We start from the raw sequence: 25,010 nt of genomic DNA, 5'->3' as shown, positions 1-25,010 counted from the left end.
GCCCGTGCTGCGAGGCGTACGTCGGCGGCGGCCGTGGTCGCTGCGGACCCGGCTCGTCGTGTCTGCGGTCGCGCTGATCGCGGTGGTCTCGGCGGTGATCGGCACGGTCACGACGATCGCGTTCCGCTCGTACCTGTACGACCAGGCCGACGAGCAGGTGCGGGCCGTCTCGAACCGGGCCGCCGGGCCGCCGATCGCCCTGGGCCCGCCCGATCCGGTGCGGAGCCGGGACCCGCTCGGTTTCGTCGTCGATCGCGGCGTGCCGAACGGCACGCTCGGGGCCGTGCTCACGGGCGACGGCGTCTCCTCCGCCGGGTATCAGGCGGAGACCGAGGACAGCGGTGCGTACGGAGTGCACTTCCGGGTCGAGAAACTCGACGAGGCCCAGACGGCCGCCCTCGCCGCCGTCCCCCGGGACGGTCGGCCGCACACCGTGGAGCTGCCCGGCGGCCTCGGCTCGTACCGGGTCCAGTACTCCGCCGGGGCCCTGGGCGAGTTCCTCACCGGCATCCCCCTCACCGAGGTCGAGGACGCCCTCTCCACCCTCGTCCTCGTCGAGCTGAGCGTCACCGGCGCCGGGCTGGTCGCCGCCTCGCTCGCCGGGACCGTGCTCGTCCGGGTCGCCCTCCGCCCGCTGCGGCGGGTCGCCATCACCGCCCGTCAGGTCGCCCGACTGCCGCTGCACAGCGGGGAGGTGGCGCTCCATCAGCGGGTCCCGGAGGCGGAGGCCGACCCGCGCACCGAGGTCGGTCAGGTCGGCGCGGCCCTCAACCGGATGCTCGACCACGTCCACTCGGCCTTCGACGCCCGCCAGCAGAGCGAGACCCGGGTGCGGCAGTTCGTCGCGGACGCCAGCCATGAGCTGCGCACCCCGCTCGCCTCGATCCGGGGGTACGCGGAGCTCACCCGGCGCGGCCACGAGGAGTGCGGACCCGACACCCGGCACGCCCTCCTCCGCATCGAGTCCGAGGCCACCCGGATGACGGGCCTGGTCGAGGACCTCCTGCTGCTCGCCCGGCTCGACGCCGGCCGGCCCCTCGCGTACGAGACGCTCGACCTCGTCCCGCTCGTCGTGGACGCCGTCAGCGACGCCCGTGCCGCCGGACCCGACCACCACTGGCGCCTCGAACTGCCCACCGCCGGCGCGCTCGTACGGGCCGACGGCGCCCGGCTGCAGCAGGTCCTGGTCAACCTCCTCGCCAACGCCCGTACCCACACCCCGCCCGGCACCAAGGTCACCGCACACGTCCGCACGGAACCGGCGGCGACGCTCGTCGAGATCGAGGACGACGGCCCGGGCATCCCGCCCGCGCTGCTCCCGGCCGTCTTCGAACGCTTCGCGCGCGGCGACGCCTCCCGCTCCCGCCAGGCCGGATCCACCGGCCTCGGCCTCGCCATCGTCCGCGCGGTCGTGCTCGCCCACGGCGGGGACGTGACCGTCGAGAGCGCCCCGGGGCGGACCGTCTTCACCGTCCGGCTCCCCATGAACGGGGCCTGACAGCAGGACTCACAGGCGGGCCACAGGCGCATCACACAGCCGTGACAGCGGGGCCCGGGAGTGTCCCTGTCATGCGAACCCAAACCCTCGGGGAAGCCCTTCCCGCCCGGGACCACCTGCCGGTGAACGTGGCCGGACGGCCCGTCCTGGACGTGGTCGTCCCCGTCTACAACGAGGAGAAGGACCTGGAGCCGTGTGTCCGCCGGCTCCACGAGCACCTCCTCCGGACCTTCCCGTACGGCTTCCGCATCACCGTCGCCGACAACGCCTCCACCGACACGACCCCCGACGTCGCCGCCGCCCTCGCCGCCGAGCTGCCCGAGGTGCGCTCCACACGGCTCGAACAGAAGGGCCGGGGCCGGGCGCTGCGGACCGTGTGGTCGGCCTCGGACGCGCCCGTCCTCGCCTATATGGACGTCGACCTGTCCACCGACCTCAACGCGCTGCTCCCGCTGGTCGCGCCGCTCATCTCCGGCCACTCCGACCTGGCGATCGGCTCCCGGCTCTCCCGCTCCTCGCGGGTGGTGCGCGGGCCGAAGCGGGAGTTCATCTCGCGCGCCTACAACCTGATCCTGCGGTCCTCGCTCGCCGCCCGGTTCTCCGACGCGCAGTGCGGCTTCAAGGCCATACGGCGGGAGGTCGCCGAGCGGCTCCTGCCGATGGTGGAGGACACCGGCTGGTTCTTCGACACCGAGATGCTGGTCCTCGCCGAGCGGGCCGGGCTGCGCATCCACGAGGTGCCGGTCGACTGGGTCGACGACCCCGACTCGACCGTCCACCTCGTGCGGACCGCCACCGACGACCTCCGGGGCGTCTGGCGGGTGGGGCGGGCCCTCGCGACCGGTTCGCTGCCCCTCGACCGGCTCGCCCGGCCCTTCGGCGACGACCCCCGGGACCGTGAACTGAACGGTGTGCCGGGTGGGCTCGCCCGCCAGCTCGTCGGCTTCTGCGTGGTCGGGGTCCTGTCCACGCTCTTCTACCTCGCGCTGTACTCGGCCTTCCGCCTCGGCGTCGGCCCGCAGCTCGCCAACGCCGGCGCGCTCCTCGTCTCCGCCGTCGCCAACACGGCGGCCAACCGGCGCCTCACCTTCGGCGTCCGGGGCCGGGAGCGGGCCGTCCGCCACCAGGCGCAGGGGCTCGTGGTCTTCGCCATCGGCCTCGCCCTGACGAGCGGTTCGCTCGCCGCCCTCGGCGCGGCGACCGGCGATCCGGCGCACTCCACCGAGCTCGCCGTCCTGATCGTCGCCAACCTCGCCGCGACCGTCCTGCGCTTCCTCCTCTTCCGGCTCTGGGTCTTCCCGGACCGCGCCTCGACAAGGAACGAACGATGACCACTCCGCCCCTCGCCGTCCCCGCGGCGCCCCGCAGCGGCCGGCCCGCCCGGCTGTGGCGCGGCCGTGCCGAGGACGCCCCCTGGGTCCGGCCCGCTTTCCTCGGCCTGCTCGCCGCCACCGCGCTGCTCTACCTGTGGAACCTGAGCGCCTCCGGTTACGCCAACTCCTTCTACTCCGCGGCCGTCCAGGCGGGCGGCGAGAGCTGGAAGGCCTTCTTCTTCGGCGCCCTCGACGTGGCCAACGCCATCACCGTCGACAAGCCGCCGGCCGCGCTCTGGCCGATGGCCCTGTCCGTGCGGCTCTTCGGGCTCGGCTCCTGGCAGATCCTGGTGCCCGAGGTGCTCATGGGCGTGGGCACGGTGGCCGTGCTCTACGCGGCCGTGCGGCGCCGGTTCGGCGCGGGCGCGGGCCTGATCGCGGGCACGGTCCTCGCGCTGACGCCGGTCGCCGCGCTGATGTTCCGCTTCAACAACCCGGACGCGCTGCTCGCGCTCCTGACGACGGTCGCGGTGTACTGCGTGCTGCGCGCCCTGGAGCAGGAGGCGGGCAGCGCGAAGTGGCTCGTGTGGGCGGGCGTGGCCCTCGGTTTCGCGTTCCTCGCGAAGACCCTCCAGGCCTTCCTGATCCTGCCGCCGCTCGCCCTCGTGTACGTGGTGTGCGCGCCGGGCGGCCTCGGGCGGCGGCTCGGCCGGCTCGCCCTGGGCGGGCTGGCGATGCTCGTCTCGGCGGGCTGGTGGGTGGCCGTGGTCGAGCTGTGGCCGGCGTCCTCCCGCCCGTACGTCGGAGGCTCGCAGAACAACAGCTTCCTGGAGCTGACCTTCGGCTACAACGGCCTCGGCCGCATCAACGGCAACGAGGTCGGCAGCGTCGGCGGGGGCCGTGGCGGCGCCGGCCCGGTGACCGAGAACATGCCCGCCGGGATGGAGCTGCCCGCGCGTGCGGGCGGCGGCTGGGGCGAGACCGGCATCGGCCGGATGTTCAACGACCAGATCGGCGGCCAGATCTCCTGGCTGCTCCCGGCCGCGCTGCTGCTGCTCGTCGCCGGGCTCGTGGTGACCTGGCGGGCCGCGCGTACGGACACGGCGCGCTCGGCGTTCCTGGTCTGGGGCGGCTCGCTGCTGGTGACGACGGCCGTCTTCAGCTTCATGGCCGGCATCTTCCACGAGTACTACACGGTGGCCATGGCCCCGTACGTCGCCGCCCTGATCGGCATGGGTGCGGCGGTGCTGTGGGAGGAGCGGACCCGGTTCCTCGCCTCGGCGGCCCTCGCCGTCTCGGTCGCGGTGACGGCGGTGTGGGGCTGGACGCTGCTGGGCCGTACGCCGGACTGGCTGCCGTGGCTGCGCTGGACGGTGCTGGTCGCCGGGTGCGCGGCGGCGCTGGGCCTCCTCCTCGCGGGCCGGGTCGACCGGCGGTTCGGCCTCGCGGCGGCGGGCCTCGGCCTCGCGGCGGGCCTCGCGGGCCCCTTCGCGTACACCCTGGCCACCGTGGCCGAGGGGCACCAGGGCTCGATCGTGACGGCCGGCCCGTCCGGTGCGGCGACGGGCGGCCGCGGCCCCGGCATGAGGGGCGGCACCCCGATGTTCGTCCTGTACGGCCCCGGCCCGGGCGCCCAGGGCATGGGCCAGGGGCAAGGCCAGGGACAGGGGCAGGGCCAGGGGCAAGGCCAGGGACAGGGGCAGGGCCAGGGGCAAGGGCAGGGCATGGGCCAGCCGCCCAACGGCGGCCAGGCTCCCGGCGGACAGCTCGGCCAGCCCCAGGCCGGTCAGGCCGGTCAGGCCGGTCAGCCCCCCGGCGGCCCCGCGCAGCTCCCCGAGGGCGTCCGTCCCGGCACCGTCGGCGGTCTGCTCAACGGCGCCAGCGTCGGCACCGAGGCCAAGCGGAAGCTCCTCGCCGACGCCGACGACTACACCTGGGTCGGCGCGGCGATCGGCGCCCAGAACGCGGCCGGCTACCAGCTCGCGACCCAGAAGCCCGTGATGGCGATCGGCGGCTTCAACGGCAGCGACCCGTCGCCGACCCTCGACCGGTTCAAGCAGTACGTGGCCGAGGGGAGGATCCACTACTTCATCGCCTCCGGCGGCGGCTTCGGCGCCGGCGGAAGCAGCGCGCAGATCACCTCGTGGGTGGAGTCCACCTTCGAGAAGACGACCGTCGGCGGCGCCACCTTCTACGACCTGACCAGGGAGAAGTAGCCCGTGAAGCAGCCCTGCGGAAAAAACTCCTATACAGCGTAAGAGACCTCCTATACGGTGTACGAGCCTTGGCCTCGTACACCGTATAGGAGTCCCGTCCCATGACAGCTACCGGCGGCCATCCCCAGCGCTGGCTCATCCTCGGCGTCATCTGTCTCGCCCAGCTCACCGTCCTGCTCGACAACACCGTGCTCAGCGTCGCCATCCCCTCGCTGACCTCGGAGCTCCACGCCTCCACCACCGACATCCAGTGGATGATCAACGCCTACTCGCTCGTCCAGTCCGGCCTGCTGCTCACCGCCGGCAACGCCGCCGACCGCTACGGCCGCAAGAAGCTCCTCGCCGCCGGCCTCGCGCTCTTCGGCCTCGGCTCGCTCGCCGCAGGCCTCGCCGGCTCCACCGCGCAGCTGATCGCCGCCCGCGCGGGCATGGGCGTCGGCGGCGCGCTCCTGATGACCACCACCCTCGCCGTCGTGATGCAGATCTTCGACGACTCGGAGCGGGTCAAGGCCATCGCCCTCTGGTCCACGGTCGCCTCGCTCGGCTTCGCCGGCGGCCCGCTGATCGGCGGCGTGATCCTGAACCACTTCTGGTGGGGAATGATCTTCCTGATCAACATCCCGGTCGCGGTCGTCGCCCTCGTCGCCGTCCTCAAGCTGGTCCCGGAGTCCAAGAACCCGCAGGGAGAGCGCCCCGACCTGCTCGGCGCTCTGCTCTCCACCATCGGCATGACCGCCGTCGTGTACGCGATCATCAGCGGCCCCGAGCACGGCTGGCTCTCCGCGCAGGTCCTCGTCCCGGCCGCGATCGGCGTCGCCGGGCTCGGCGCCTTCGCGCTGTGGGAGCTGCACACCCCGTACCCGATGCTCGACATGCACTTCTTCCGGAACCAGAAGTTCATCGGCGCCATCGGTGGTTCGATCCTGGTCGTCTTCGGCATGGGCGGCTCGCTCTTCCTGCTCACCCAGCACCTGCAGTTCGTCCTCGGGTACGAGCCGCTCGAAGCCGGTCTCCGGATGGCGCCGCTCGCGCTGACGATCGTCGGCCTCAACCTGACCGGCGTCGGCCCCAAGATCGTCATGAAGCTCGGCACCCCGCCCACCGTCGTCCTCGGCATGACCCTGGTCGCCGCGGGCCTCGCCTCCATCGCGCTGCTCGGCGGCGGCACGGACGGCAGCTACTGGGGCATGCTGCTCGGCCTGGTCCTGATGGGCTTCGGCATCGCCGTCTCCTCGCCGGCCATGGCCAACGCCCTGATGAGCGCGATCCCGCCGGAGAAGGCGGGCGTGGGCGCCGGGATCAACGGCACCCTGGCCGAGTTCGGCAACGGCCTGGGCGTCGCCGTCCTCGGAGCCGTGCTCAACGCCCGCTTCGCCGCCCTCGTCGCCGTCACCGCGACCTCCCTGCCCGCCGCGCTGGCCGCCGCCGGCGGCGAGGCCGAGCGCCGGCAGATCTCGGACGCCTTCGCCTCCGGCCTCCAGACCAGCCAGCTGGTCGGCGCGATCGCCGTCCTCGCCGGCGGTCTGCTCGCGGCGGCCCTGCTCAAGCGGGCCGAGCGCGCGGAGAAGGCAGTGAACACCGAGCAGCCGGTCGCTGCCTAGCATGGTGACGGACCGCTGACAGACGGAGGAACGCGATGGTCAAGGCAGCCGATCGGGCCAAGAACCCGGCGCGTTCCAGCGTCTGGCTGGAGAACAGGGCCGCCCGCAGCGGCGGCGGCCCCGCCGGGCTCGACCGGGACCGGATCGTGGCCGCCGCGGTCCGGATGCTCGACGACGAGGGCCTGGCCAAGCTGTCGATGCGCAAGCTGGCGACCGAGCTGAACGTCACCGCGATGTCCCTGTACTGGTACGTGGACACCAAGGACGACATCCTCGAGTACGCCATGGACAGCGTCTACGGGGAGATCGACCTCACGGCGGTCGACGCCGCCGGGAGCTGGCAGGAGCGGATCCGGCTGCTCGCCCTGGACTACCGGCGGATGCTGGTCCGCCACGGGTGGATGTCGCCGAGCGCCGGCCAGTACCTGAACATCGGGCCGAACGCGATCGCCGTCGGCCAGAAGATCCACGACACGGTCGCGGAGACCGGCCTCTCGCTCGACCGCCGGCCGAGCGCGATGTCGGCGGTCTTCCAGTTCGTGTACGGCTACGGGACGATCGAGTCCCAGTTCGGCCGGCGCGCGGCGGAGGCCGGGATGTCTCAGGACGAGTTCTACGTGGACTCGGTGAGCGCCTTCCGGGACGACCCGGGCCTCACGGAGCAGATCGAGGGCCTGCGGGAGATCCTCGACGAGCGGACCTCGCACGACAGCCTCAGCGAGGTCTGGGACCGCGACTTCGGCTACGCCCTGGACGTCCTGATCGCCGGCATCGAGGTCATGGTCGCGCGCGAGGCCGCCGAGGGCGCCGGGACATGACGGAGCGGCGGGCCGTCCCCTGCCCGCCGCTCCGTACCGGACCCGGCCGCGCCTCCGCTCGAAGCGCGTCCGGGAGCTTTTCTACCTGGCCTCGGCCTTCGCCGTGTTGCTCTTCAGCGCCACTTCCTTGATGAACAGCGTCACCACGAAGGCGAGCAGCGCGAAGGGGGCCGAGTAGAGGAAGACGTCCCCGACACCGTGTCCGTACGCGTCCTCCATGACCGTACGGATCGGGGCGGGCAGCTTGTCCATGTCGGGGATGCCGCCGCCCGAGCCGCCCTTGCCCATCGCGGCCGCGGCCTTCGGGCCGAGCTCGGCCAGGCCTTCCTTGACGTAGTCCGTGACCCGGTGGGCCATGACCGCGCCGAGCGCCGAGACACCGATCGCACCGCCCAGGGAGCGGAAGAAGGTGACGACGGAGGAGGCGGCGCCGAGGTCGGCGGGGGCCACCTGGTTCTGGGTGCAGAGCACCAGGTTCTGCATCATCATGCCGAGGCCGAGGCCGAGGACCGCCATGAACAGCGCGATGTGCCAGTACGCCGTGTCGTAGCGGATCGTGCCGAGCAGGCCGAGGCCGCCGGCGGCGAGGGCGCCACCGCTGACCAGCCACGCCTTCCAGCGGCCGGTCTTGGTGATGACCAGGCCGGAGACGGTCGAGGAGACGAACAGGCCGCCGATCATCGGGATGGTGAGGACGCCGGACATCGTCGGCGACTCGTTCCGCGCCAGCTGGAAGTACTGGCTGAAGAAGACCGTGCCGGCGAACATCGCGACGCCCACGAAGAGCGAGGCGAGCGAGGCGAGGGTGATGGTCCGGTTGCGGAAGAGGCGGAGCGGGATGATCGGCTCGCTCGCCCTGGACTCGACGAGTACGAAGACCGCGCCGAGGAGGACCGAGCCGCCGACCATGACGGCCGTCTGCCAGGACATCCAGTCGTACTTGTCGCCCGCGAAGGTGACCCAGATGAGGAGCAGGGAGACGGCGGCGCTGATGAAGAAGGCGCCGGCCCAGTCGACCTTGACCTGGCGCTTCACGACGGGGAGCTTCAGGGTCTTCTGCAGGACGATCAGCGCGATGATCGCGAAGGGCACGCCGACGTAGAAGCACCAGCGCCAGCCGAGCCATTCGGTGTCGGTGATGACACCGCCGAGCAGCGGGCCGCCGACGGTGGCGACGGCGAAGGTCGCGCCGAGGTAGCCGCTGTACCGGCCGCGCTCGCGGGGGGCGATCATCGCGGCCAGGATGATCTGGGAGAGGGCGGTCAGGCCGCCGACGCCGATGCCCTGGACGACACGGCAGGCGATGAGCATGCCGGTGCTCTGCGAGAGGCCGGCGACGACCGAGCCCGCGACGTAGATGATCAGGGCTATCTGGACGAGCAGCTTCTTGGAGAAGAGGTCGGCGAGCTTGCCCCAGAGCGGGGTGGTCGCGGTCATCGCCAGGAGGGCGGCGGTCACGACCCAGGTGTAGGCGGACTGGCCGCCGCCCAGGTCGGTGATGATCTGGGGGAGGGCGTTGGAGACGATCGTCGAGGACAGGATGGCGACGAACATGCCGAGCAGCAGCCCGGACAGCGCCTCCATGATCTGCCGGTGCGTCATCGGGGCGGTCTCGCCGCCACCGCCGGTACCGGTGACGCCGTCCCGCGCACCGGTGTCGGGCGTGGTCGTAGCCATGAACTTCCTTTTTCTCAAGCGTGGTGGGCCTGGGCCCGGCAGTCCCCGAAGGAGTCGCGGAGGCGGACCAGCAGGTGGGTGAGGAGTTCGACGTCGTCGTCGGACCACTCCGAGAGGTGGCGGGAGAAGGCCTCGGTCACCCGGCGGTCCAGCTCGCCGAGCATCGCGTGGCCCGGTTCGGTGAGTCGCAGGATGCGGGAGCGCTTGTCCTCCGGGTCGGGCAGGCGCTCGATCCAGCCGTGTTCCACCGTGTGCGCCACATGGCGGCTGCACACGGACATGTCGACGGCCATGAGTTCGGCGAGGCGGCTCGTCCGCATGTCGCCGTGGTGCTTGACCAGGGCGAGCACGGCCGCCGAGCCGCCCTGGCATTCGACGGGCAGGGCACGGGCGAGTCCGCGCTTCACGGCTCCGATCGCACTCACCGAGCGGGCGAGTTCCTCGTACCTGTTCCGCGTCGCCATCGGGCACCCCCGTCCATCTTGTTGCTTAGGGCAACCATAGAGATGGATGGTTGCTTCAGGCAAACTAAATCGGTCAAACGGCGCTAAAGAATCGGCAAAGGTGAAGGGGTGGTGCCGGGGCTTGGGCCCCTCACCCCGACTTCGCTAGGGTCCTGGCCCATGGCACACAACCCCCAAGCACCGTACGGCCAGGGCCAGCCCCCTCAGGGTCCCGAGGGCTACGACCCCGCCGGCAGCACGCAGATGTTCCGCGCCTTCGTCGACGAGGGCACCCCGCAGCGGCAGCAGCCGCAGGCCGCGGCCGCGTCGGGCGGCCCCCGGGTCGGCCTGATCGTGGGCGTCGTCGCCGCGATCGTCGTCCTGGCGGCCGTCGCCTGGCTGGCGCTGGGCTGACCAGCGCTTCCGTACCCCTGCAGAGGTGGGCCGGTCCGCAGCACGCGGACCGGCCCACCTTTTTACTTGCTCACGGATCTACTTGCTCACGGATCTACTTGCTAACGGATTCACTTGCTCACGGATTCACTTGTTCACGGAATCCAGGGCGGGCGCGAGCACCGCGAAGGCCTCCTCGATCAGCCCACCCGGATCCTCGGGGCTCTCACCCTCGCCCTCGCTCCACCGGTGCAGTACGGCGTCGAAGGCGGCGAGCGCCATGCCCGCCGCGAGCCGCGGGTAGAGGTCGGTCCCGGGATCGCGGCCGAGCCGGGCCGCCAGCTCCTCGGTCAGCTCCTCGCGCCACCGGGCCTGGTGCTCGAGGAAGCGGGCGAGGAGCGCGGGCGTCCGCAGGATCAGCCGGACGACCGGCAGCGCGCGCTCGGCGTGGTCGCCGCAGACCGCCAGCGGTACGGAGACGGTCTGGAGCAGCGCCTCGGACGGCCGCTCCCCGGCGGGCCGGGCGGCGAGCCCCGCGCGCATGTCGGCACCCATGCCGGCCAGGAACTGGACGACCACGTCCTCCTTGGACGCGAAGTACCGGAAGAAGGTCCGCTTGGAGACCCCCGCGGTGGTCGCGATCTCGTCGACGGTCACCGCGTCGAAGCCCCGGAGGGCGAGCAGCTGGAGCGCCGCCTCGGTGAGCTCGGTCGCGACGAGCTGGCGTTTGCGCTGGGCGAGGGTGGTCACGGGAACGATGGTACGCGGTGACTTCCGTGACATCCAGAGCCGTGCTTGACACTCGGTGACACGAACGGCAACGTGTGCCGCATGACTGAGAAGCAGCGCTGGACCGCCGACCTGATCCCGGACCAGACCGGGCGGGTCTTCGTCGTCACCGGGGCCAACAGCGGCCTCGGCCTCGCCACCACCCGCGAGCTCGCCCGCCGGGGCGCCCGCGTGATCCTCGCCGTACGGGACGAGGAGAAGGGCCGCCGCGCCGCCGAGGCCCTGGGCGCCGACCCACGCCTCCTCGACGTCCGCCCGCTCGACCTCGCCGACCTCGACTCGGTCCGGGCCTTCGCCGACCGGCTGCGCGCCGAGCACCCGCGTCTCGACGTCCTCGTGAACAACGCGGGCGTGATGGCGCCGCCCCGCACGCTCAGTCCCCAGGGCCACGAGCTCCAGTTCGCGACCAACCACCTCGGTCACTTCGCGCTCACCGGCCTGCTGCTCGACCTGCTCGCCGCCGGGACGGACCCCCGGGTCGTCACGGTCAGCTCGATCAACCACCGGCAGGGCAGCCTCCGCTTCGACGACCTGAACGGTGAGCACGGCTACGCGCCGATGCCCTTCTACAACCAGTCGAAGTTCGCCAACGCCGTCTTCGGCAAGGAGCTGCACCGCCGCCTCTCCGCGACCGCGAGCCCGGTCCGCAGCGTGCTCGCCCACCCCGGCTACACCGCGACGAACCTCCAGATGAAGGACACCTCGGGCCTGGCGAAGCTGTTCTTCGGGCGCATCGGCAATCCGCTCCTCGCCCAGCGCCCGGAGCGGGGAGCGCTGCCCCAGCTGTACGCGGCGACCGATCCGTCGGTCGCGGGCGGCGAGTTCATCGGCCCGGACGGCATGGGCGAACTCCGGGGCACCCCGACCCGCGTCCGCCTCTCGGACGCGGCGTCCGACCCGGGGACGGGCCGCCGACTGTGGGACCTCTCGGAGGGGCTGACGGGGGTGCGGTACGTGTGATCACCGCCAGGTGGCGGTGACCTCGCGGGTGTCGACGCGCATGCCGAGCGGCACCCGCCAGGAGTCCACGCACACCGTGTACGTCTGGGTGCGTGCCGTCCCGGCGGCGATCGGTGCGGGCAGGGGCTGGCTGGTGGCGACCGTTCCCCAGTCGGTGCCGAGCAGGCCGATGACGTGCGTCGCGAAGCCGACCGTGCCCGAAGCGGCGGCGGTGCCACCGGTGTTGCGGAAGGTGACGGTGACCCGCTGGCACCAGCGCCGGTCGCTCTCCGCGAGGCTCGGCGCGGAGACGGTCAGCACGGCGGGCCCCGGCGGGGTCGTCGGCGTGGGCGACGTGGGGGGCGTGCCGGGGGTGGTGGGTCCGGGTGTCGTGGAGGGGGTGCGGGGCGGGGTGCCGCCGGTGCCGGGCGCGGTCGGCGGAGTCGTACTCGATCCCGTACTCGATCCCGTACGGGAAGGTCCGGAGGTCCCGGAGGTTCCTGGGCTGCCAGGAGTCCCCGGCGTCCCTGAAGGGCCCGGAGAGGCCCCGTCGGGGCCCGTGGGCGGCGTCCCGGGGCTTCCGGGGGGCGCGGGTGACGGGGACGACGTGCTGGACGTCGTCCCGCTCTCCGAGGGCTCCAGGGGGACCAGGGTGACCACGCCCGAAGGGGCGACCGCGCCCTTCGGGGAGGGGCCGGCGCCGACCGCCGCGTACCCCTCGCCGTCTCCTCCGCCGCCGCACGCGGTCAGCGCCCCGCCGAGGCAGAGCGCCACCGCCGCAAGTCCCGGCTTCCTTCGCCTCATGCGCCCCAGTCTGGCTGACGAGTCGTCAACAGGGCAGTGGTTTGCGGGAAGTCAGTCGGAGATGAGGCCTTCGCGCAGCTGGGCGAGGGTCCGGGTGAGGAGGCGCGAGACGTGCATCTGGGAGATGCCGACCTCCTCGCCGATCTGCGACTGCGTCATGTTGGCGAAGAAGCGGAGCATGATGATCTGCCGCTCCCTGGGCGGCAGTTTGGCGAGCAGCGGCTTGAGCGACTCGCGGTACTCGACGCCTTCGAGGGCCGTGTCCTCGTAGCCGAGGCGGTCCGCGAGCGAGCCCTCGCCGCCGTCGTCCTCGGGCGAGGGGGAGTCGAGCGAGGAGGCGGTGTACGCGTTGCCCACGGCGAGGCCGTCGACGACGTCCTCCTCCGACACCCCGAGCACGGCGGCGAGTTCGGGGACGGTGGGGGAGCGGTCGAGCTTCTGCGCGAGCTCGTCGCTGGCCTTGGTGAGGGCGAGGCGCAGCTCCTGGAGTCGGCGCGGGACGCGGACCGACCAGGAGGTGTCGCGGAAGAAGCGCTTGATCTCGCCGACGACGGTCGGCATCGCGAACGTCGGGAACTCCACGCCCCGTTCGCAGTCGAAGCGGTCGATCGCCTTGATCAGGCCGATGGTGCCGACCTGGACGATGTCCTCCATCGGCTCGTTGCGGGAGCGGAAGCGGGCCGCCGCGTAGCGCACGAGGGGGAGGTTGAGCTCGATGAGGGTGTCGCGGACGTAGGTCCGCTCCGGGCTGTCGGCCGCGGCACCCTCCGCGTCGAGGGCGCGCAGCCGCAGGAACAGGGAGCGGGAGAGGGTGCGCGTGTCGAGCGCTCCGGGCGCGACCGTCATCGGCGGCGGCGCGACCTCGGCGGTCGCAGCGGTCTCCGCGCTGTCGGTCGCGGTCGGCGCCGTCGTCTGCGTGGGCACGGGAACGGGCGTGAGCGTGAGCACCTTCGAGCTGCCCAGTTCTGTGGACATGCCACCCCCTTGAGGTCGCGGACGGTCGCGGTGGCCGCGACCATCTGAGGAACGCAGCCTCCACCTGAATACCGGCGGCGGGGCTGCGGCAAACTCGGTTCCAGCAGAATGTCACATGTCGGCAACACGCTGTAGTGACTTGTCGACACGGACAGCTGACATTTCCGCAGGAAACAAGGGGTGTACGGCATTTGGGCACCCGGAGAACTGCTCCGAACCGGTCTACCCGTTCCAGCTACGCCTCGATCCTGTTTGCGGATCTCAAGCGGGCGAAGCTGCGGGCGAGGAGCCTTGACACATGCATCTGGGAGACGCCGAGCTCCTGGCTGATCTGAGACTGGGTCAAGTTGCTGTAGTAGCGCAGCATCAGGATCCGCTGCTCCCGCTCGGGCAGCTGGACGAGCAGGTGGCGGACGAGGTCGCGGTGCTCGACGCCGGCCAGGGCGGGGTCCTCGTAGCCGAGCCGGTCGAGCAGCCCGGGCAGCCCGTCGCCCTCCTGCGCGGCCTCCAGGGAGGTCGCGTGGTACGAGCGGCCGGCCTCGATGCAGGCGAGCACCTCGTCCTCGCCGATCCGCAGCCGCTCGGCGATCTCCGCGGTCGTGGGGGAGCGGCCGTGAGCGGTCGTCAGGTCCTCGGTGGCGCCGTTCACCTGGACCCAGAGCTCGTGCAGCCGGCGCGGCACGTGCACGGTCCGGACGTTGTCGCGGAAGTACCGCTTGATCTCGCCGACGACGGTGGGCATCGCGAAGGTGGGGAACTGCACGCCCCGGTCCGGGTCGAAGCGGTCGATGGCGTTGATCAGGCCGATGGTGCCGACCTGGACGACGTCCTCCATCGGCTCGTTGCGGGAGCGGAAGCGGGCCGCCGCGTACCGTACGAGCGGCAGGTTGGCCTCGATGAGGGCCCCGCGGACCCGGTGGTGCTCGGGGGTCCCGGGTTCCAGGTTCTTGAGCTGCCCGAAGAGCACCTGGGTGAGCGCCCGGGTGTCGGCGCCCCGGCTGCTCTGCGGCCGGGGGCGCGGGGTGTCCGCCGCTCCACCCGCCTCGTGCTGGGGCGGGACCTGAGGTGCTGTACTGGCCGGCACGTTCACGCCACCCCTTTGGCTGGTCTTGCTGGTCGACTGGGTCAACTACGGTCAACTCATCCGTCAAAAGCGGTCATAGCATCACAAGACATGTCCACTGTGTGCAAGCACCGCATAGTCCCGTGTTGAGGGCATGTTGGCGGAAAAAGGGGAGGTCACGCACGGAAAAGGCCCCCCGCCGCGACGGCGGGGAGCCTCGGGGTGAAGAGGAGGACTAGAAGGCGTAGTCCGCGATCACCCAGGTAGCGAACTCGCGCCACTGGGCGACGCCCGCCTGGTGCGCCGGGTGGTCGAGGTAGCGCTGCAGGGCGTCCTTGTCCTCGACGGCCGAGTTGATGGCGAAGTCGTAGGCGATCGGCCGGTCCGTGATGTTCCAGTCGCACTCCCAGAAGCGCAGCTCCGGGATCTGCTCGCCGAGCGCGCGGAACGCCTCGACGCCGGCGACCACGCGCGGCTCGTCGCGGTCGACACCGTCATTGAGCTTGAAGAGGACCAGATGGCGGATCACGGAAAGCTCCTAGTTGACGAGTTCGGTCATGAACTGACCGACTCCCTGGGCGGCGCTGGAAATGCCCTCGAACCCTACCTGCACCAGATCGGCCGCCCGGGCGGGAGATGTGACGATCGTGTACAGCACAAAGACCACGACCGCGTAGAGCGCGACCTTCTTCGCTTGCGCCATCTGCCCAGCCCTCCCCTGTTCCCCCGCCGTACGACCGCGCCACTCTAACCGAGGCTTTATGGACCAAGGGCCCGGCGATCGGGGCCTTTCGCCGCCCCCCGGAAGAGTGATGGGCGAGCAGTATGGATGTCGAGCCCGGCGGATCTGGCAGGAATCGGCGGGGCTCGAAGGAACCGGCCCGCACTGCGGGGTCCGCGCCGCATGCTTCCCCCCTGACTGCGGTACGGGCTTGCAGGTCCGGTTCTCATCGGGGGGAACGGCTTGTCCCCCCGATGCCGTTCCCCCCGTCCTACGTGAGAAGGCCCCGGCCGCGCCACGCGCGCGAACCGGGGCCTTTCCCGTGTGCGACCTTTCCCGTGTACGGCCTTTCCCGTGCGCGGGCTCTTCCGTGTGCGTGGGGGAGATACGCCGAAGGGCCCGACGCTGATGCGTCGGGCCCTTCGATCGAAGCGGTAGCGGAGGGATTTGAACCCTCGGTGACTTGCGCCACACTCGCTTTCGAGGCGAGCTCCTTCGGCCGCTCGGACACGCTACCGAGAGAGAGCTTAGCCCAACTTGGCCCTGCGATGAAATCCGTATCCCGCCGCAGGTCAGCGGGCGCGGAAGAAGGCCGTCAACTGCTCGGCGCACTCCTCGCCGAGGACGCCCTGGATCACCTCGGGGCGGTGGTTGAGCCGGCGGTCGCGCACGAGGTCCCAGAGCGAACCGGTCGCGCCCGCCTTCTCGTCGAGCGCCCCGAACACCACCCGCTCGACCCGCGACTGGACGAGTGCGCCGGCGCACATCACGCACGGCTCCAGGGTCACGACGAGCGTGCAGCCCGTCAGCCGCCACTCGCCGGTCACCGCGGCCGCCCGGCGCAGGGCGAGCACCTCGGCGTGCGCGGTGGGGTCGCCGGTGGCCTCCCGCTCGTTGTGCGCGCGGGCGATCACGGCGCCGTCGGGCCCGAGCACGACCGCGCCGACCGGTACGTCACCGGCCGGCCCGGCAGCCTCGGCCTCGGCCATCGCAAGCCGCATGGCATCCCGCCAGGGATCCCGTACGGGATCGGGAACGACGTCCGGGCCGGGGTCCCTTATGGGCTCCCGTACGGGGTCGGGCAGGGCGTCCGCGCCGGGATCCCGTACGGGCTCCCGTACGGCGTCGGGCACGGCGTCGGGGTCTCCCACCGCGTCCCGTACGGGATCGGTCATGGACCTCGCCGGGGCGTCGCCCGTCGCCTCGTCCCTCGCCTCGCCCGCCGCGTCGCCCCTCGCGTCGGGAACAGGTACCGCAGGTGCCACTAGCGGACGGCCTCCAGGACGTCCGCGGCGCCCAGCGCGTCCGCGATCTCCGCGAGCGCGTCGGCGTCGAGGGCCAGCAGGTCCTCCGCCGACATGCCGAGGTCCGCCAGGATCAGCCGGTCGCCCACCGGAGCGGCCGGGACGGCCTCGGCGGCGACGGAGCCCGCCTCGTCGTCCTCGTCCGGGTCGGCGGCCGGCGGCTCCCCGTCCTCGGTGCCGTCCAGGTCCAGCGTCTCCAGGTCGTCGACCAGGTCGTCCAGATCGTCCCCGAGGAGCTCCCGGGTGAGCATCTCCCCGTACGAGGAACGGGCGGCGGCGGCCCCGTCCGAGACGTAGATGCGAGGGTCTTCCTCACCCTCGATCCGGACGATCCCGAACCACGCGTCCTCCTGCTCGATGAAGACGATCACCGTGTCGTCGTCCGAGGCCTCACGGGCGAGCTCGGTCAGATCCGACAGGGTCTCCACGTCGTCGAGCTCCGTGTCGCTCGCTTCCCACCCGTCTTCGGTGCGCGCGAGCAGTGCGGCGAAGTACACCTGACTCTCTCCCACTGATCAGAGGTGTGACGTTCCGGCGGCGCGAGCCTGATGCCCCGCCCAATCGGCATCGTGACAGATACGACGCCGTCAGGAGAGGTCTTCGGCTCTTGCGTCGTGCATCAGTCTGAACGACCCCGCCATCGGGCGGGCGTGCGACCCCGGCGCACGAAGGGGGCGCACAGCGGATGATCCGTCCGGGACGGCCTCACCAGCGGAAGGTCCGCATGCGCATCGCCTGGCGCATCCGGGCGGCCCGGGCGCGTCGCGGCTGCACGCGCTCGCGCAGCGCCTTGGCCTCGTTCAGCTCGCGGAGGAACTGGGCGCGGCGCCTGCGGCGCTCCGCGTCGGTCTCCGGTGCCGGCGTGCGGGCCGCCCCCTCGGCGGCTTCCTCGGCCGGTTCTTCCAGGTCGGGCATCGGCCACACCACCCCATCGCTGGGTCCCTGTGCCCCCACTTTGCCCCGGCGCCGTGGGTCGACGCCAGTGTTCGGCGGGCTACTGTTGAGTCATGCGTCTCCACGTCGTCGACCACCCCCTGGTCGCCCACAAGCTCACCACCCTGCGCGACAAGCGCACGGACTCCGCGACCTTCCGCCGTCTCGCCGACGAGCTGGTCACCCTGCTCGCCTACGAGGCCACCAGGGACGTGCGGACCGAGCAGGTCGACATCGAGACCCCCGTCACGCCCACGACCGGCGTGAAGCTGTCGCACCCGCGTCCGCTGGTGGTCCCGATCCTGCGCGCCGGGCTCGGCATGCTCGACGGCATGGTCCGGCTGCTCCCGACGGCCGAGGTCGGCTTCCTCGGCATGATCCGCAACGAGGAGACGCTGGAGGCGTCGACCTACGCGACGCGGATGCCGGAGGACCTCTCGGGCCGCCAGGTCTACGTCCTGGACCCGATGCTGGCGACCGGCGGCACGCTGGTCGCGGCGATCCAGGAGCTCATCAAGCGCGGCGCCGACGACGTGACCGCGGTCGTGCTCCTCGCCGCCCCGGAGGGCGTCGAGGTCATGGAGCGCGAGCTCGCGGGCACGCCGGTGACCGTCGTGACGGCCTCGGTCGACGAGCGGCTCAACGAGAACGGCTACATCGTCCCGGGCCTGGGCGACGCGGGCGACCGCATGTACGGCTCGGCCGAATAAGACACAGTCGGCTCCGCCGAATAAGACACAGTCGGCTCGGCCGAGTAGAAGAACCCCTAACGGCAGGGCTTCACCGCGGGCGCGGGCTTGGTCAACGCGACCAGGGCCGCGTCCGCCGTCGCCTTCGGGGACAGCGTCTTGAACGCGGTCCCGATGATCAGGTCCACGTCCGCCGTGCCCCGGGTGTCCGTCTTGGTCGTGGCGCCCGCGAGCTGGGTGCCGAGGACCGTGAAGGCGCCCTTGGTGGCCGCGGGCGCGCCGAGCAGCAGTCCGGTGCCCGTGACCTTCTTGTCGTAGGCGGTGGGCGCGTTCCCCACCTTGCCGATCGTGAAGCCGCGCTTCTTCAGCTCGTCCGCGGTCGTCTTCGCGAGTCCGCTGCGCGGGGTCGCGTTGTAGACGTTGACGGTGATCTGCGCGGGCTTCGGGAAGGCGGCGGGCGCGGCCGTCGGCGTGGGCGCGGGTTTGCAGTCGGCCTGCTTCCCGGCCGTGGTCTTCGTTCCCCCGTCGCCGGAGAAGACGTCGACGAGCTGGAGCGTCCCCCAGCCGGCCGCGCCGAGCACGACCACGGCGGCGGCGGACGCGAGGACGATCCTGCGCCGGCGGTGGGGGCGGCGCATGCGGGGGTAGACATCCCCCGTGATGCGGTACTTACCGCCCATGCCGGGGGGAGTGAGCATGCTCATGAACGCAGCGTAATGCCGCCCGTCGGCGATGCCTACTTGATGATCATGTGATCGCGTCCGGATGGGGGCGAACTGACCCCGAAAGGCTCAGCGGGGGCGTCGGCTCAGTCGAGTTCCAGGACGCGGGCGTGCAGCACCTGGCGCTGCTGGAGCGCCGCGCGGACGGCGCGGTGCAGTCCGTCCTCGAGGTAGAGGTCGCCCTGCCACTTCACGACGTGCGCGAAGAGGTCGCCGTAGAAGGTGGAGTCCTCGGCGAGCAGGGTCTCCAGGTCCAGCTGGCCCTTGGTGGTCACCAGCTGGTCGAGGCGGACCGGGCGCGGGGCGACGTCCGCCCACTGCCGGGTGCTTTCCCGGCCGTGGTCGGGATACGGCTTTCCGTTTCCGATGCGCTTGAAGATCACACGGAAAGCCTACCGGGCGAGCGGCTCCCGGCGCAGCCACGCGACGGCAGTGGGATGCTGGTGCAAACCGTGACAAAACCGAAATTGGGGTGCCGTCATGAGCGTCAGCGAGCAGCCGCCGGAGACCGAAGCGGCCGCGACGGCCGCGCCGGAGACGGCAGCGACGGGGACGGCTCCCGCGCCGGAGACGGCAGCGACGGGGACGGCTCCCGCGCCGGAGACGGCAGCGACCGGGACGGCTCCGGCCTCCCTGGCGGGGCCCGCCGCCGGGATCGCCGCCGGGTACGCCTTCGACGGACCCGCACTCGAACTGGGGGCGCTGCTCTGGGACGGCACCTGTCACCCGGAAGCGGGCATCCGTCTCCCGCTGCCGGTGCTCAACCGGCACGGTCTGGTCGCCGGGGCCACCGGCACCGGCAAGACGAAGACGCTCCAGCTGATCGCCGAGCAGCTCTCGGCGAACGGCGTCCCGGTCTTCCTCGCCGACATCAAGGGCGACGTCTCCGGCATCTCGACGCCCGGCCAGGACGGCGCCAAGGTCCGGGAGCGCGCCGGGCAGGTCGGCCAGGAGTGGCAGGCGCGCGGCTTCCCCTGCGAGTTCTACGGGCTCGGCGGCACCGGCCCCGGCATCCCGGTCCGCGCCACGGTCACCAGCTTCGGTCCCGTCCTGCTCTCCAAGGTGCTCCAGCTCAACCAGACGCAGGAGCAGTCGCTCGGCCTGATCTTCCACTACGCCGACTCCAAGGGTCTGGAGCTGATCGACCTCAAGGACCTGCGGGCGGTGGTGGCCTTCCTGGTCTCGGACACCGGGAAGGCCGAGCTCAAGGGGATCGGCGGGCTGTCGACGGTGACGGCCGGGGTGATCCTTCGCTCCATCACGGCCTTCGAGCAGCAGGGCGCGGGGGACTTCTTCGGGGAGCCGGAGTTCGACACGAGCGAGTTCCTGCGGACGGCGGCGGACGGGCGGGGGATCGTCTCGGTCCTGGAGCTGCCGGCCGTGCAGGACAAGCCGCAGCTGTTCTCGACCTTCCTGATGTGGATGCTGGCGGACCTCTTCCACGACCTGCCCGAGGTCGGCGATCTCGACAAGCCGAAGCTGGTCTTCTTCTTCGACGAGGCGCATCTGCTCTTCGGCGGGGCCTCGAAGGCGTTCCTGGAGTCGATCACGCAGACGGTGCGGCTGATCCGCTCGAAGGGCGTCGGGGTCTTCTTCGTGACGCAGACCCCGAAGGACGTCCCCTCGGACGTGCTCGGGCAGCTCGGCAACCGGGTGCAGCACGCGCTGCGCGCCTTCACCCCGGACGACGCGAAGGCCCTGAAGGCGACGGTGCGGACCTTCCCGAACTCGCCGTACGACCTGGAGGAGGTGCTGACCGGCCTCGGTACGGGCGAGGCGGTGATCACCGTACTGAGCGAGAAGGGCGCCCCGACCCCGGTGGCGGCAACCCGGCTGCGGGCCCCGGAGTCGCTGATGGGGCCGGTCGACGCGGCGGCCCTCGACGCGGCGGTGAAGGCTTCGCCGCTGTACGGGCGGTACGCGGAGGCGGTGGACCGGGAGTCGGCGTACGAGAAGCTGACCGCCGAGCAGCGGGCGGCGGAGGCGGCGGCCCTGGAGGCGGCGGCCGCGAAGGAGGCGGAGGAGGCGGAGAAGGCGGAGGAGGCGGAGAAGGCGGGGGCGAAGGCTCCTCGGCAGAAGGAGGAGCCTTCGCTCGCCGAACAGGTGGTGGGCAGTGGGATCTTCACGTCCCTGGCCCGGTCGATCGGCACCCAGCTGGGCCGGGAGATCAGCCGCTCGATCTTCGGTACGGCCCGTCGGAGGCGCTGACTAGAGGGCGACCTCGTCGTGGTCGCCGTGCAGGCCGCCGCCGCTGCCCGCGTCGCCGGTGGTCGGGACGGAGACGACCGGCTTGCGCAGGGACGAGAGGTCGTGGGCGTAGGTGCCCACGGCGTGGGCGATGACGTCGATGTTCACGTCGAAGGCCGTCATGTCGATGTTGCTGATGTCGTCGCCCTTGGCGTGGTAGTTCACGTCGTACGCGACGCCCGCCGTGCCGCCGAACTTGGCTGCCTGGGCCGCGGTCTTGATGCCCTCGGCGCCGGTGAAGGTGCCGCCGGAGGGGATGCCGACCTTGATGAACGGGCCGTAGTCGGAGCGGCCGGTGAAGTCGGTGCCCTCGTGCGGGACCCCGCGCCGGTCCATGAACTCGGTGATGTCGCGCTCCAGTTGGGCGGAGCCCTCGGGGCCGGCGTCCGCGCCGACGCCGTCCGAGTTGTCGCCGTCGTACACGAACAGGCCGTAGTTCGGCGAGGCGATCATGTCGAAGTTCAGGTAGAGCTTGACCTCCTTCTTGTCGAGCGCGGTGAGGCTCTTGACGTAGTGCTCGGAGCCGAGGAGGCCGACCTCCTCCGCCGACCACCAGGCGAAGCGGACCTTGTTGCGGACCTTGTCCTTCGACTTGGCGAGCTCCAGGGCGGTCTGCAGGAGTCCGGCGGAGCCCGAGCCGTTGTCGTTGATGCCGGGGCCCGCGGTGACGGAGTCGAGGTGGGAGCCGAGCATCACGGTGTTGGCGGCGTTGCCGCCGCGGGTCTCCGCGATGACGTTGTTGGTGCTGCGCTTCTCCTGGAGCTGGCGGATCTCGAAGGAGAGCGAGACCGGGCCCTTGGCGAGGTCGGCGGCGAGCTGGGTGCCCTCGGCCAGGCTGACCCCGCCGGTGGGGATCGCGCCGGACTCCGGGGTGCCGAGGGTGCCGGAGAGCGCGCCGTCGACGTTGTTGTAGACGACCGCGCCGACGGCGCCGGCCGCGGCGGCGTTCTGCTGCTTGATCGCGAAGGAGCAGACACCCCGCTTGATCAGCGCGATCTTCCCGGTGAAGGTGCCGGAGGCGAAGTCGCCCGGCTCGCAGCCGGTGGAGCCGTCGGCGTCGACGGGCACGGCGGCGAGCTCGGCGTTGATGCCGCCGACCGGGGTGGACTTCGTGTACGTCATGGCCTTGATGCCGAGCGCCCGGGGCGCGGGCGCGACGACGGAGGCCTTCTCGGCGAGCGTCTCGGTGTAGATGAAGTCGAACTTCTGGTAGCGGACGTCGTATCCGGCCTTCTTGAGCTGCGTGTACACATAGGCGGCCGAGGCGTCGTGGCCGAGCGTGCCGGCCGCGCGGTTGCCGCCGGCCGAGTCGGCTATGGCCTGGAACTTCTGCAGGTGCTTGTAGGCGTCCTGGGCGGTGGTTTCGCGGACCAGCTTCTTCGCCAGCCGGGCGGCGTCGCGGGCGGGTGCGGCAGCCGGGTCCTGTCCCGCGGTGGCGGGGGAGGCAAGGACCAGCGGGGTGGCGAGGGCGGCGGCGGCGAGGATGGCCGCGGCTCGGCGCTGGGATGCGTTCACAGAAGTCCTTCCCGGTACGGACGAGGTTGAGGGGAAGCTAGCGATCTCGGGGGCATTCTGTGAACAGATCCGTCACAATTACTGTCAGGTCAAACGGGAATGACATGTGGAATTATCAATTCCCAGTCGGCTAGCGGTCTTTGGCGGCTTTCGCGGCCTTGGCCGCGGCCTTCATCTCCTGCTTGTGCGCCCGGACCTTCGCGAGCGACTCGGGACCGGTGATGTCCGCCGCCGAACGGTGGCAGTTCTCCTCCCCGTACAGGCCGGCCGCCTCCCGCCAGCCCGTGGGCCGCACCCCGTACTGCTTGCCGAGCAGGGCCAGGAAGATCTGCGCCTTCTGCTTCCCGAAGCCGGGCAGCGCCTGGAGCCGCGCGAGCAGCTCCTTCCCGGTCGCCGCGTCCGCCCAGACGGCCTCGGCGTCGCCCCCGTACTCCTCGACGAGGAACTGGCACAGCTGCTGGATCCGGTGCGCCATCGAACCCGGGTAGCGGTGCACGGCCGGCTTCTCGGAGAGCAGCGCGGCGAACTCCTCCGGGTCCCGGGCGGCGATCTCCTGCGCGTCGAGGTCGTCGTGGCCCATGCGGGTCGCGATCGTGTACGGGCCGGAGAACGCCCACTCCATCGGGACCTGCTGGTCGAGGAGCATGCCGACGAGCGCGGCGAGCGGCGACCGGCCGAGCAGCGCGTCGGCCTCCGGCTGCTGGGCGAGGTGGATCTCGGGGGCCTGGGGACTCATGGACCGATCATCACGCGCGCGCGTGGCGCCCGCCCGGTGGACTCACCCCTTCGCGAAGCGGTACGACCCGTGGACTCACCCCTTTGCGAACCCGTCGAGGGCCGCGAGGACGAGCTCCCGGGTCTCCTCGCCGCCCAGGTGTCCCGCCTTCTCCACCACGTGCAGCTCGGCGTCCGGCCAGGCGCGGGCCAGCTCCCAGGCGGTGGTCAGCGGGCCGCCCATGTCGAGCCGGCCGTGGATCAGGACCCCGGGGATCCCGGCGAGCCGGTGCGCGTCGCGGATCAGCGCGCCCTCCTCCAGGAAGGCGCCGTGCGCGAAGTAGTGCGAGCAGATGCGCACGAAGCCGAGCCGGGTGTCGTCGACCCGGTCGGTGTACGGGGTGCCCATGCCCTCCATCGACAGGACGGCGTCCTCCCAGGCGCACCAGTCCGCGGCCGCCTTCTCCCGTACGGCCCGGTCGGGGTGGTCCATCCGGGCGGCGTACTCCCCGACCGGGTCCGCCGCGTGGTCCACCCCCGCCCGGAAGCGCTCGTGGGCCTCGGGGAAGAAACGGCCGACGCCCTCGTACAGCCAGGCCGTCTCGGAGCGGCGGGTGGTGGTGACGGCCGCGATCACGATCTCCGACACGCGCTCGGGGTGCGCCTCCGCGTACGCCAGGATCAGCGTGGAGCCCCAGGAACCGCCGTACAGCAGCCACGTGTCGATCCCGAGGTGCTCGCGCAGCCGCTCCATGTCGGCCACCAGGTGCGCGGTGGTGTTCACGGACATGTCGGCGGCCGGGTCGCTCGCGTGCGGGGTGGAGCGGCCGCAGCCCCGCTGGTCGAAGAGGACGACCCGGTACGCCTCCGGGTCGAAGTACCGCCGGCTGCCCGGGGAGGAGCCGGAGCCCGGCCCGCCGTGCACGACGAGCGCGGGCTTGCCGTCCGGGTTCCCGGAGACCTCCCAGTGGATGCGGTTGCCGTCGCCCACGTCGAGCAGGCCCTGGTCGTACGGTGCGGTCTCGGGATGCATCCGGCCGACGCTACCGGGCGTGCCGGTGCTACCGCGCGAGGTTTCCCCGCACCCGTACGGCCGGGTCCTCGCACCACTCCAGGACCGAGGGCCACTCCCCGTACCCCGAGTCCGGGTTGAGGTGCTCGCCGTCCGGTACGAGGTCCAGGTCGAGGCCGAGCGGGATGCCGTAGTGCAGGTCGGCGCCCTCGGGGCAGTACGGGTCCCCGTCCCCGTACACGAGCCGCGCCTTGAGTCCCGCCTCCGCCAGGTCGAGACCGTCCGCGAAGCCGGCGATCTCCGGGATCGAGGCGGTGACCTGCGGGGACGGCGGGGCGACCAGGAGGACCCGGTCGGCGTCCGGCCGCCGCACCCCGGCGCGCAGCCACAGCAGCACCGAGAGACTGTGCGCGAGGACCACGAACTCGCCCTCGGCCGGGCGCCGCCCGTGCTCCTCCAGGGCGTCGAGCCACGCGCCGAGCTCGGGCGCGTCCGGCTCGGGCAGCTGGGGGTAGCGGACCTCGTGGCCGCGCTCGCGCAGCTCCCCGGCGAGCCAGTGCTGCCAGTGGGCGGGCGGGCGGCGGTTCTGGAAGCCGTGCAGGATCAGGTACGTGGTCATGGCGC

General features: G+C 71.8%; 26 protein-coding genes and 1 tRNA gene. 9 read left to right on the top strand and 18 right to left on the bottom strand.

The window, feature by feature from the left end; all coding sequences use genetic code 11:
* The first annotated feature begins 7 nt into the window (after positions 1 to 7).
* The 5 genes from ACWGN5_RS07330 to ACWGN5_RS07310 all read left to right on the top strand — a co-directional run bounded on the left by ACWGN5_RS07330 (position 8) and on the right by ACWGN5_RS07310 (position 7,446).
* On the top strand, positions 8 to 1,498 hold the full coding sequence (locus ACWGN5_RS07330; RefSeq protein ID WP_453512275.1) for an ATP-binding protein: 1,491 nt from the start codon (positions 8 to 10) through the stop codon (positions 1,496 to 1,498).
* 71 nt (positions 1,499 to 1,569) lie between these two features.
* Positions 1,570 to 2,829, top strand: coding sequence for a glycosyltransferase (locus ACWGN5_RS07325; protein ID WP_453511943.1), 1,260 nt, complete (start codon positions 1,570 to 1,572; stop codon positions 2,827 to 2,829).
* A complete protein-coding gene (locus ACWGN5_RS07320; RefSeq protein WP_453511941.1) occupies positions 2,826 to 5,027 on the top strand; it encodes an ArnT family glycosyltransferase in 2,202 nt (733 codons plus the stop codon). The genes ACWGN5_RS07325 and ACWGN5_RS07320 overlap by 4 nt, the downstream gene beginning before the upstream one ends.
* Before the next feature lie 101 nt (positions 5,028 to 5,128).
* Positions 5,129 to 6,628, top strand: coding sequence for an MFS transporter (locus tag ACWGN5_RS07315; protein ID WP_453511939.1), 1,500 nt, complete (start codon positions 5,129 to 5,131; stop codon positions 6,626 to 6,628).
* A 35-nt stretch (positions 6,629 to 6,663) separates the two neighbouring features.
* A complete protein-coding gene (locus ACWGN5_RS07310; protein WP_453511937.1) occupies positions 6,664 to 7,446 on the top strand; it encodes a TetR/AcrR family transcriptional regulator in 783 nt (260 codons plus the stop codon).
* 81 nt (positions 7,447 to 7,527) lie between these two features.
* On the opposite strand, the gene ACWGN5_RS07305 is transcribed toward ACWGN5_RS07310, so the two are convergent.
* Both ACWGN5_RS07305 and ACWGN5_RS07300 read right to left on the bottom strand, forming a co-directional pair.
* Complete coding sequence (locus ACWGN5_RS07305; RefSeq protein ID WP_453511935.1) at positions 7,528 to 9,123, bottom strand: MDR family MFS transporter; 1,596 nt, start codon at positions 9,121 to 9,123, stop codon at positions 7,528 to 7,530.
* A 14-nt stretch (positions 9,124 to 9,137) separates the two neighbouring features.
* Positions 9,138 to 9,587 (bottom strand): MarR family winged helix-turn-helix transcriptional regulator, encoded by a 450-nt coding sequence (locus ACWGN5_RS07300; protein WP_453511933.1) that lies wholly within the window; start codon positions 9,585 to 9,587, stop codon positions 9,138 to 9,140.
* A gap of 159 nt (positions 9,588 to 9,746) precedes the next feature.
* Here ACWGN5_RS07300 and ACWGN5_RS07295 point away from each other — a divergent pair, with 159 nt between their 5' ends.
* Positions 9,747 to 9,980 carry a hypothetical protein gene (locus ACWGN5_RS07295; RefSeq protein WP_453511931.1) on the top strand — a complete coding sequence of 78 codons (234 nt, stop codon included), beginning with the start codon at positions 9,747 to 9,749 and terminating at the stop codon, positions 9,978 to 9,980.
* 126 nt (positions 9,981 to 10,106) lie between these two features.
* On the opposite strand, the gene ACWGN5_RS07290 is transcribed toward ACWGN5_RS07295, so the two are convergent.
* Positions 10,107 to 10,742 carry a TetR family transcriptional regulator gene (locus ACWGN5_RS07290; RefSeq protein ID WP_453511929.1) on the bottom strand — a complete coding sequence of 212 codons (636 nt, stop codon included), beginning with the start codon at positions 10,740 to 10,742 and terminating at the stop codon, positions 10,107 to 10,109.
* 48 nt (positions 10,743 to 10,790) lie between these two features.
* On the opposite strand from ACWGN5_RS07290, the gene ACWGN5_RS07285 reads away from it, so the two are divergent.
* Entirely contained in the window at positions 10,791 to 11,708 is a 918-nt protein-coding gene (locus ACWGN5_RS07285) for an oxidoreductase (protein ID WP_453511927.1), read from the top strand.
* Here ACWGN5_RS07285 and ACWGN5_RS07280 read toward each other — a convergent pair whose 3' ends face one another.
* From ACWGN5_RS07280 to ACWGN5_RS07240, 9 genes are all read right to left on the bottom strand, one after another.
* Complete coding sequence (locus ACWGN5_RS07280) at positions 11,709 to 12,491, bottom strand: hypothetical protein (RefSeq protein ID WP_453511925.1); 783 nt, start codon at positions 12,489 to 12,491, stop codon at positions 11,709 to 11,711.
* Between the two features lie 51 nt (positions 12,492 to 12,542).
* The gene (locus ACWGN5_RS07275) at positions 12,543 to 13,466 is read right to left on the bottom strand and encodes an RNA polymerase sigma factor SigF (protein WP_453511923.1); all 924 of its coding nucleotides are present in this window, start codon (positions 13,464 to 13,466) and stop codon (positions 12,543 to 12,545) included.
* Between the two features lie 235 nt (positions 13,467 to 13,701).
* Positions 13,702 to 14,550 carry an RNA polymerase sigma factor SigF gene (locus ACWGN5_RS07270; protein ID WP_369145437.1) on the bottom strand — a complete coding sequence of 283 codons (849 nt, stop codon included), beginning with the start codon at positions 14,548 to 14,550 and terminating at the stop codon, positions 13,702 to 13,704.
* Between the two features lie 214 nt (positions 14,551 to 14,764).
* Positions 14,765 to 15,058 carry a Dabb family protein gene (locus tag ACWGN5_RS07265; RefSeq protein ID WP_369145438.1) on the bottom strand — a complete coding sequence of 98 codons (294 nt, stop codon included), beginning with the start codon at positions 15,056 to 15,058 and terminating at the stop codon, positions 14,765 to 14,767.
* 9 nt (positions 15,059 to 15,067) lie between these two features.
* On the bottom strand, positions 15,068 to 15,232 hold the full coding sequence (locus ACWGN5_RS07260) for a hypothetical protein (protein ID WP_177181689.1): 165 nt from the start codon (positions 15,230 to 15,232) through the stop codon (positions 15,068 to 15,070).
* A gap of 450 nt (positions 15,233 to 15,682) precedes the next feature.
* Positions 15,683 to 15,767 (bottom strand) — tRNA-Ser (locus ACWGN5_RS07255).
* A 55-nt stretch (positions 15,768 to 15,822) separates the two neighbouring features.
* Entirely contained in the window at positions 15,823 to 16,251 is a 429-nt protein-coding gene (gene tadA, locus ACWGN5_RS07250; protein WP_453512273.1) for a tRNA adenosine(34) deaminase TadA, read from the bottom strand.
* A 263-nt stretch (positions 16,252 to 16,514) separates the two neighbouring features.
* Positions 16,515 to 17,051 (bottom strand): tRNA adenosine deaminase-associated protein, encoded by a 537-nt coding sequence (locus tag ACWGN5_RS07245; RefSeq protein WP_453512271.1) that lies wholly within the window; start codon positions 17,049 to 17,051, stop codon positions 16,515 to 16,517.
* Between the two features lie 208 nt (positions 17,052 to 17,259).
* Positions 17,260 to 17,469 carry a hypothetical protein gene (locus tag ACWGN5_RS07240; RefSeq protein ID WP_051787381.1) on the bottom strand — a complete coding sequence of 70 codons (210 nt, stop codon included), beginning with the start codon at positions 17,467 to 17,469 and terminating at the stop codon, positions 17,260 to 17,262.
* Positions 17,470 to 17,561: 92 nt separating this feature from the next.
* Here ACWGN5_RS07240 and upp point away from each other — a divergent pair, with 92 nt between their 5' ends.
* Complete coding sequence (gene upp / locus ACWGN5_RS07235) at positions 17,562 to 18,197, top strand: uracil phosphoribosyltransferase (protein WP_017240523.1); 636 nt, start codon at positions 17,562 to 17,564, stop codon at positions 18,195 to 18,197.
* 56 nt (positions 18,198 to 18,253) lie between these two features.
* Here upp and ACWGN5_RS07230 read toward each other — a convergent pair whose 3' ends face one another.
* Positions 18,254 to 18,880, bottom strand: a complete 627-nt coding sequence (locus ACWGN5_RS07230) for a LytR C-terminal domain-containing protein (RefSeq protein ID WP_453511919.1) — start codon at positions 18,878 to 18,880, stop codon at positions 18,254 to 18,256.
* Between the two features lie 104 nt (positions 18,881 to 18,984).
* On the bottom strand, positions 18,985 to 19,281 hold the full coding sequence (locus tag ACWGN5_RS07225) for a type II toxin-antitoxin system VapB family antitoxin (RefSeq protein WP_030209440.1): 297 nt from the start codon (positions 19,279 to 19,281) through the stop codon (positions 18,985 to 18,987).
* A gap of 97 nt (positions 19,282 to 19,378) precedes the next feature.
* Here ACWGN5_RS07225 and ACWGN5_RS07220 point away from each other — a divergent pair, with 97 nt between their 5' ends.
* Complete coding sequence (locus ACWGN5_RS07220) at positions 19,379 to 21,106, top strand: helicase HerA-like domain-containing protein (RefSeq protein ID WP_453511916.1); 1,728 nt, start codon at positions 19,379 to 19,381, stop codon at positions 21,104 to 21,106.
* Here the strand turns inward: ACWGN5_RS07220 and ACWGN5_RS07215 are convergent, their stop codons facing one another.
* From ACWGN5_RS07215 to ACWGN5_RS07200, 4 genes are all read right to left on the bottom strand, one after another.
* Complete coding sequence (locus ACWGN5_RS07215; RefSeq protein ID WP_453511914.1) at positions 21,107 to 22,660, bottom strand: M28 family metallopeptidase; 1,554 nt, start codon at positions 22,658 to 22,660, stop codon at positions 21,107 to 21,109.
* A 130-nt stretch (positions 22,661 to 22,790) separates the two neighbouring features.
* Positions 22,791 to 23,396 carry an HhH-GPD-type base excision DNA repair protein gene (locus ACWGN5_RS07210; protein WP_453511912.1) on the bottom strand — a complete coding sequence of 202 codons (606 nt, stop codon included), beginning with the start codon at positions 23,394 to 23,396 and terminating at the stop codon, positions 22,791 to 22,793.
* Positions 23,397 to 23,471: 75 nt separating this feature from the next.
* Positions 23,472 to 24,407: a prolyl aminopeptidase gene (gene pip, locus ACWGN5_RS07205; protein WP_453511910.1), complete on the bottom strand. Its 936-nt coding sequence runs from the start codon at positions 24,405 to 24,407 to the stop codon at positions 23,472 to 23,474.
* Positions 24,408 to 24,435: 28 nt separating this feature from the next.
* Positions 24,436 to 25,005, bottom strand: a complete 570-nt coding sequence (locus ACWGN5_RS07200; RefSeq protein ID WP_453511908.1) for an RBBP9/YdeN family alpha/beta hydrolase — start codon at positions 25,003 to 25,005, stop codon at positions 24,436 to 24,438.
* Positions 25,006 to 25,010: the final 5 nt, after the last annotated feature.

The organism is Streptomyces sp. NPDC055815, from assembly GCF_053616475.1.
This window is presented reverse-complemented; position numbering and strand designations above follow the sequence as displayed.

What these genes read in the sequence shown, in the direction of transcription:
- ACWGN5_RS07260 (WP_177181689.1), bottom strand. Translation starts at nt 15,232, where the DNA reads ATGGCGCAAGCGAAGAAGGTCGCGCTCTACGCGGTCGTGGTCTTTGTG.
- ACWGN5_RS07210 (WP_453511912.1), bottom strand. Translation starts at nt 23,396, where the DNA reads ATGAGTCCCCAGGCCCCCGAGATCCACCTCGCCCAGCAGCCGGAGGCC.
- ACWGN5_RS07295 (WP_453511931.1), top strand. Translation starts at nt 9,747, where the DNA reads ATGGCACACAACCCCCAAGCACCGTACGGCCAGGGCCAGCCCCCTCAG.
- ACWGN5_RS07200 (WP_453511908.1), bottom strand. Translation starts at nt 25,005, where the DNA reads ATGACCACGTACCTGATCCTGCACGGCTTCCAGAACCGCCGCCCGCCC.
- ACWGN5_RS07300 (WP_453511933.1), bottom strand. Translation starts at nt 9,587, where the DNA reads ATGGCGACGCGGAACAGGTACGAGGAACTCGCCCGCTCGGTGAGTGCG.
- ACWGN5_RS07320 (WP_453511941.1), top strand. Translation starts at nt 2,826, where the DNA reads ATGACCACTCCGCCCCTCGCCGTCCCCGCGGCGCCCCGCAGCGGCCGG.
- ACWGN5_RS07240 (WP_051787381.1), bottom strand. Translation starts at nt 17,469, where the DNA reads ATGCCCGACCTGGAAGAACCGGCCGAGGAAGCCGCCGAGGGGGCGGCC.
- ACWGN5_RS07280 (WP_453511925.1), bottom strand. Translation starts at nt 12,491, where the DNA reads ATGAGGCGAAGGAAGCCGGGACTTGCGGCGGTGGCGCTCTGCCTCGGC.
- ACWGN5_RS07220 (WP_453511916.1), top strand. Translation starts at nt 19,379, where the DNA reads ATGAGCGTCAGCGAGCAGCCGCCGGAGACCGAAGCGGCCGCGACGGCC.
- ACWGN5_RS07325 (WP_453511943.1), top strand. Translation starts at nt 1,570, where the DNA reads ATGCGAACCCAAACCCTCGGGGAAGCCCTTCCCGCCCGGGACCACCTG.
- ACWGN5_RS07305 (WP_453511935.1), bottom strand. Translation starts at nt 9,123, where the DNA reads ATGGCTACGACCACGCCCGACACCGGTGCGCGGGACGGCGTCACCGGT.
- tadA (WP_453512273.1), bottom strand. Translation starts at nt 16,251, where the DNA reads ATGCGGCTTGCGATGGCCGAGGCCGAGGCTGCCGGGCCGGCCGGTGAC.
- ACWGN5_RS07290 (WP_453511929.1), bottom strand. Translation starts at nt 10,742, where the DNA reads ATGTCACGGAAGTCACCGCGTACCATCGTTCCCGTGACCACCCTCGCC.
- ACWGN5_RS07315 (WP_453511939.1), top strand. Translation starts at nt 5,129, where the DNA reads ATGACAGCTACCGGCGGCCATCCCCAGCGCTGGCTCATCCTCGGCGTC.
- ACWGN5_RS07285 (WP_453511927.1), top strand. Translation starts at nt 10,791, where the DNA reads ATGACTGAGAAGCAGCGCTGGACCGCCGACCTGATCCCGGACCAGACC.
- ACWGN5_RS07275 (WP_453511923.1), bottom strand. Translation starts at nt 13,466, where the DNA reads ATGTCCACAGAACTGGGCAGCTCGAAGGTGCTCACGCTCACGCCCGTT.
- upp (WP_017240523.1), top strand. Translation starts at nt 17,562, where the DNA reads ATGCGTCTCCACGTCGTCGACCACCCCCTGGTCGCCCACAAGCTCACC.
- pip (WP_453511910.1), bottom strand. Translation starts at nt 24,407, where the DNA reads ATGCATCCCGAGACCGCACCGTACGACCAGGGCCTGCTCGACGTGGGC.
- ACWGN5_RS07230 (WP_453511919.1), bottom strand. Translation starts at nt 18,880, where the DNA reads ATGAGCATGCTCACTCCCCCCGGCATGGGCGGTAAGTACCGCATCACG.
- ACWGN5_RS07310 (WP_453511937.1), top strand. Translation starts at nt 6,664, where the DNA reads ATGGTCAAGGCAGCCGATCGGGCCAAGAACCCGGCGCGTTCCAGCGTC.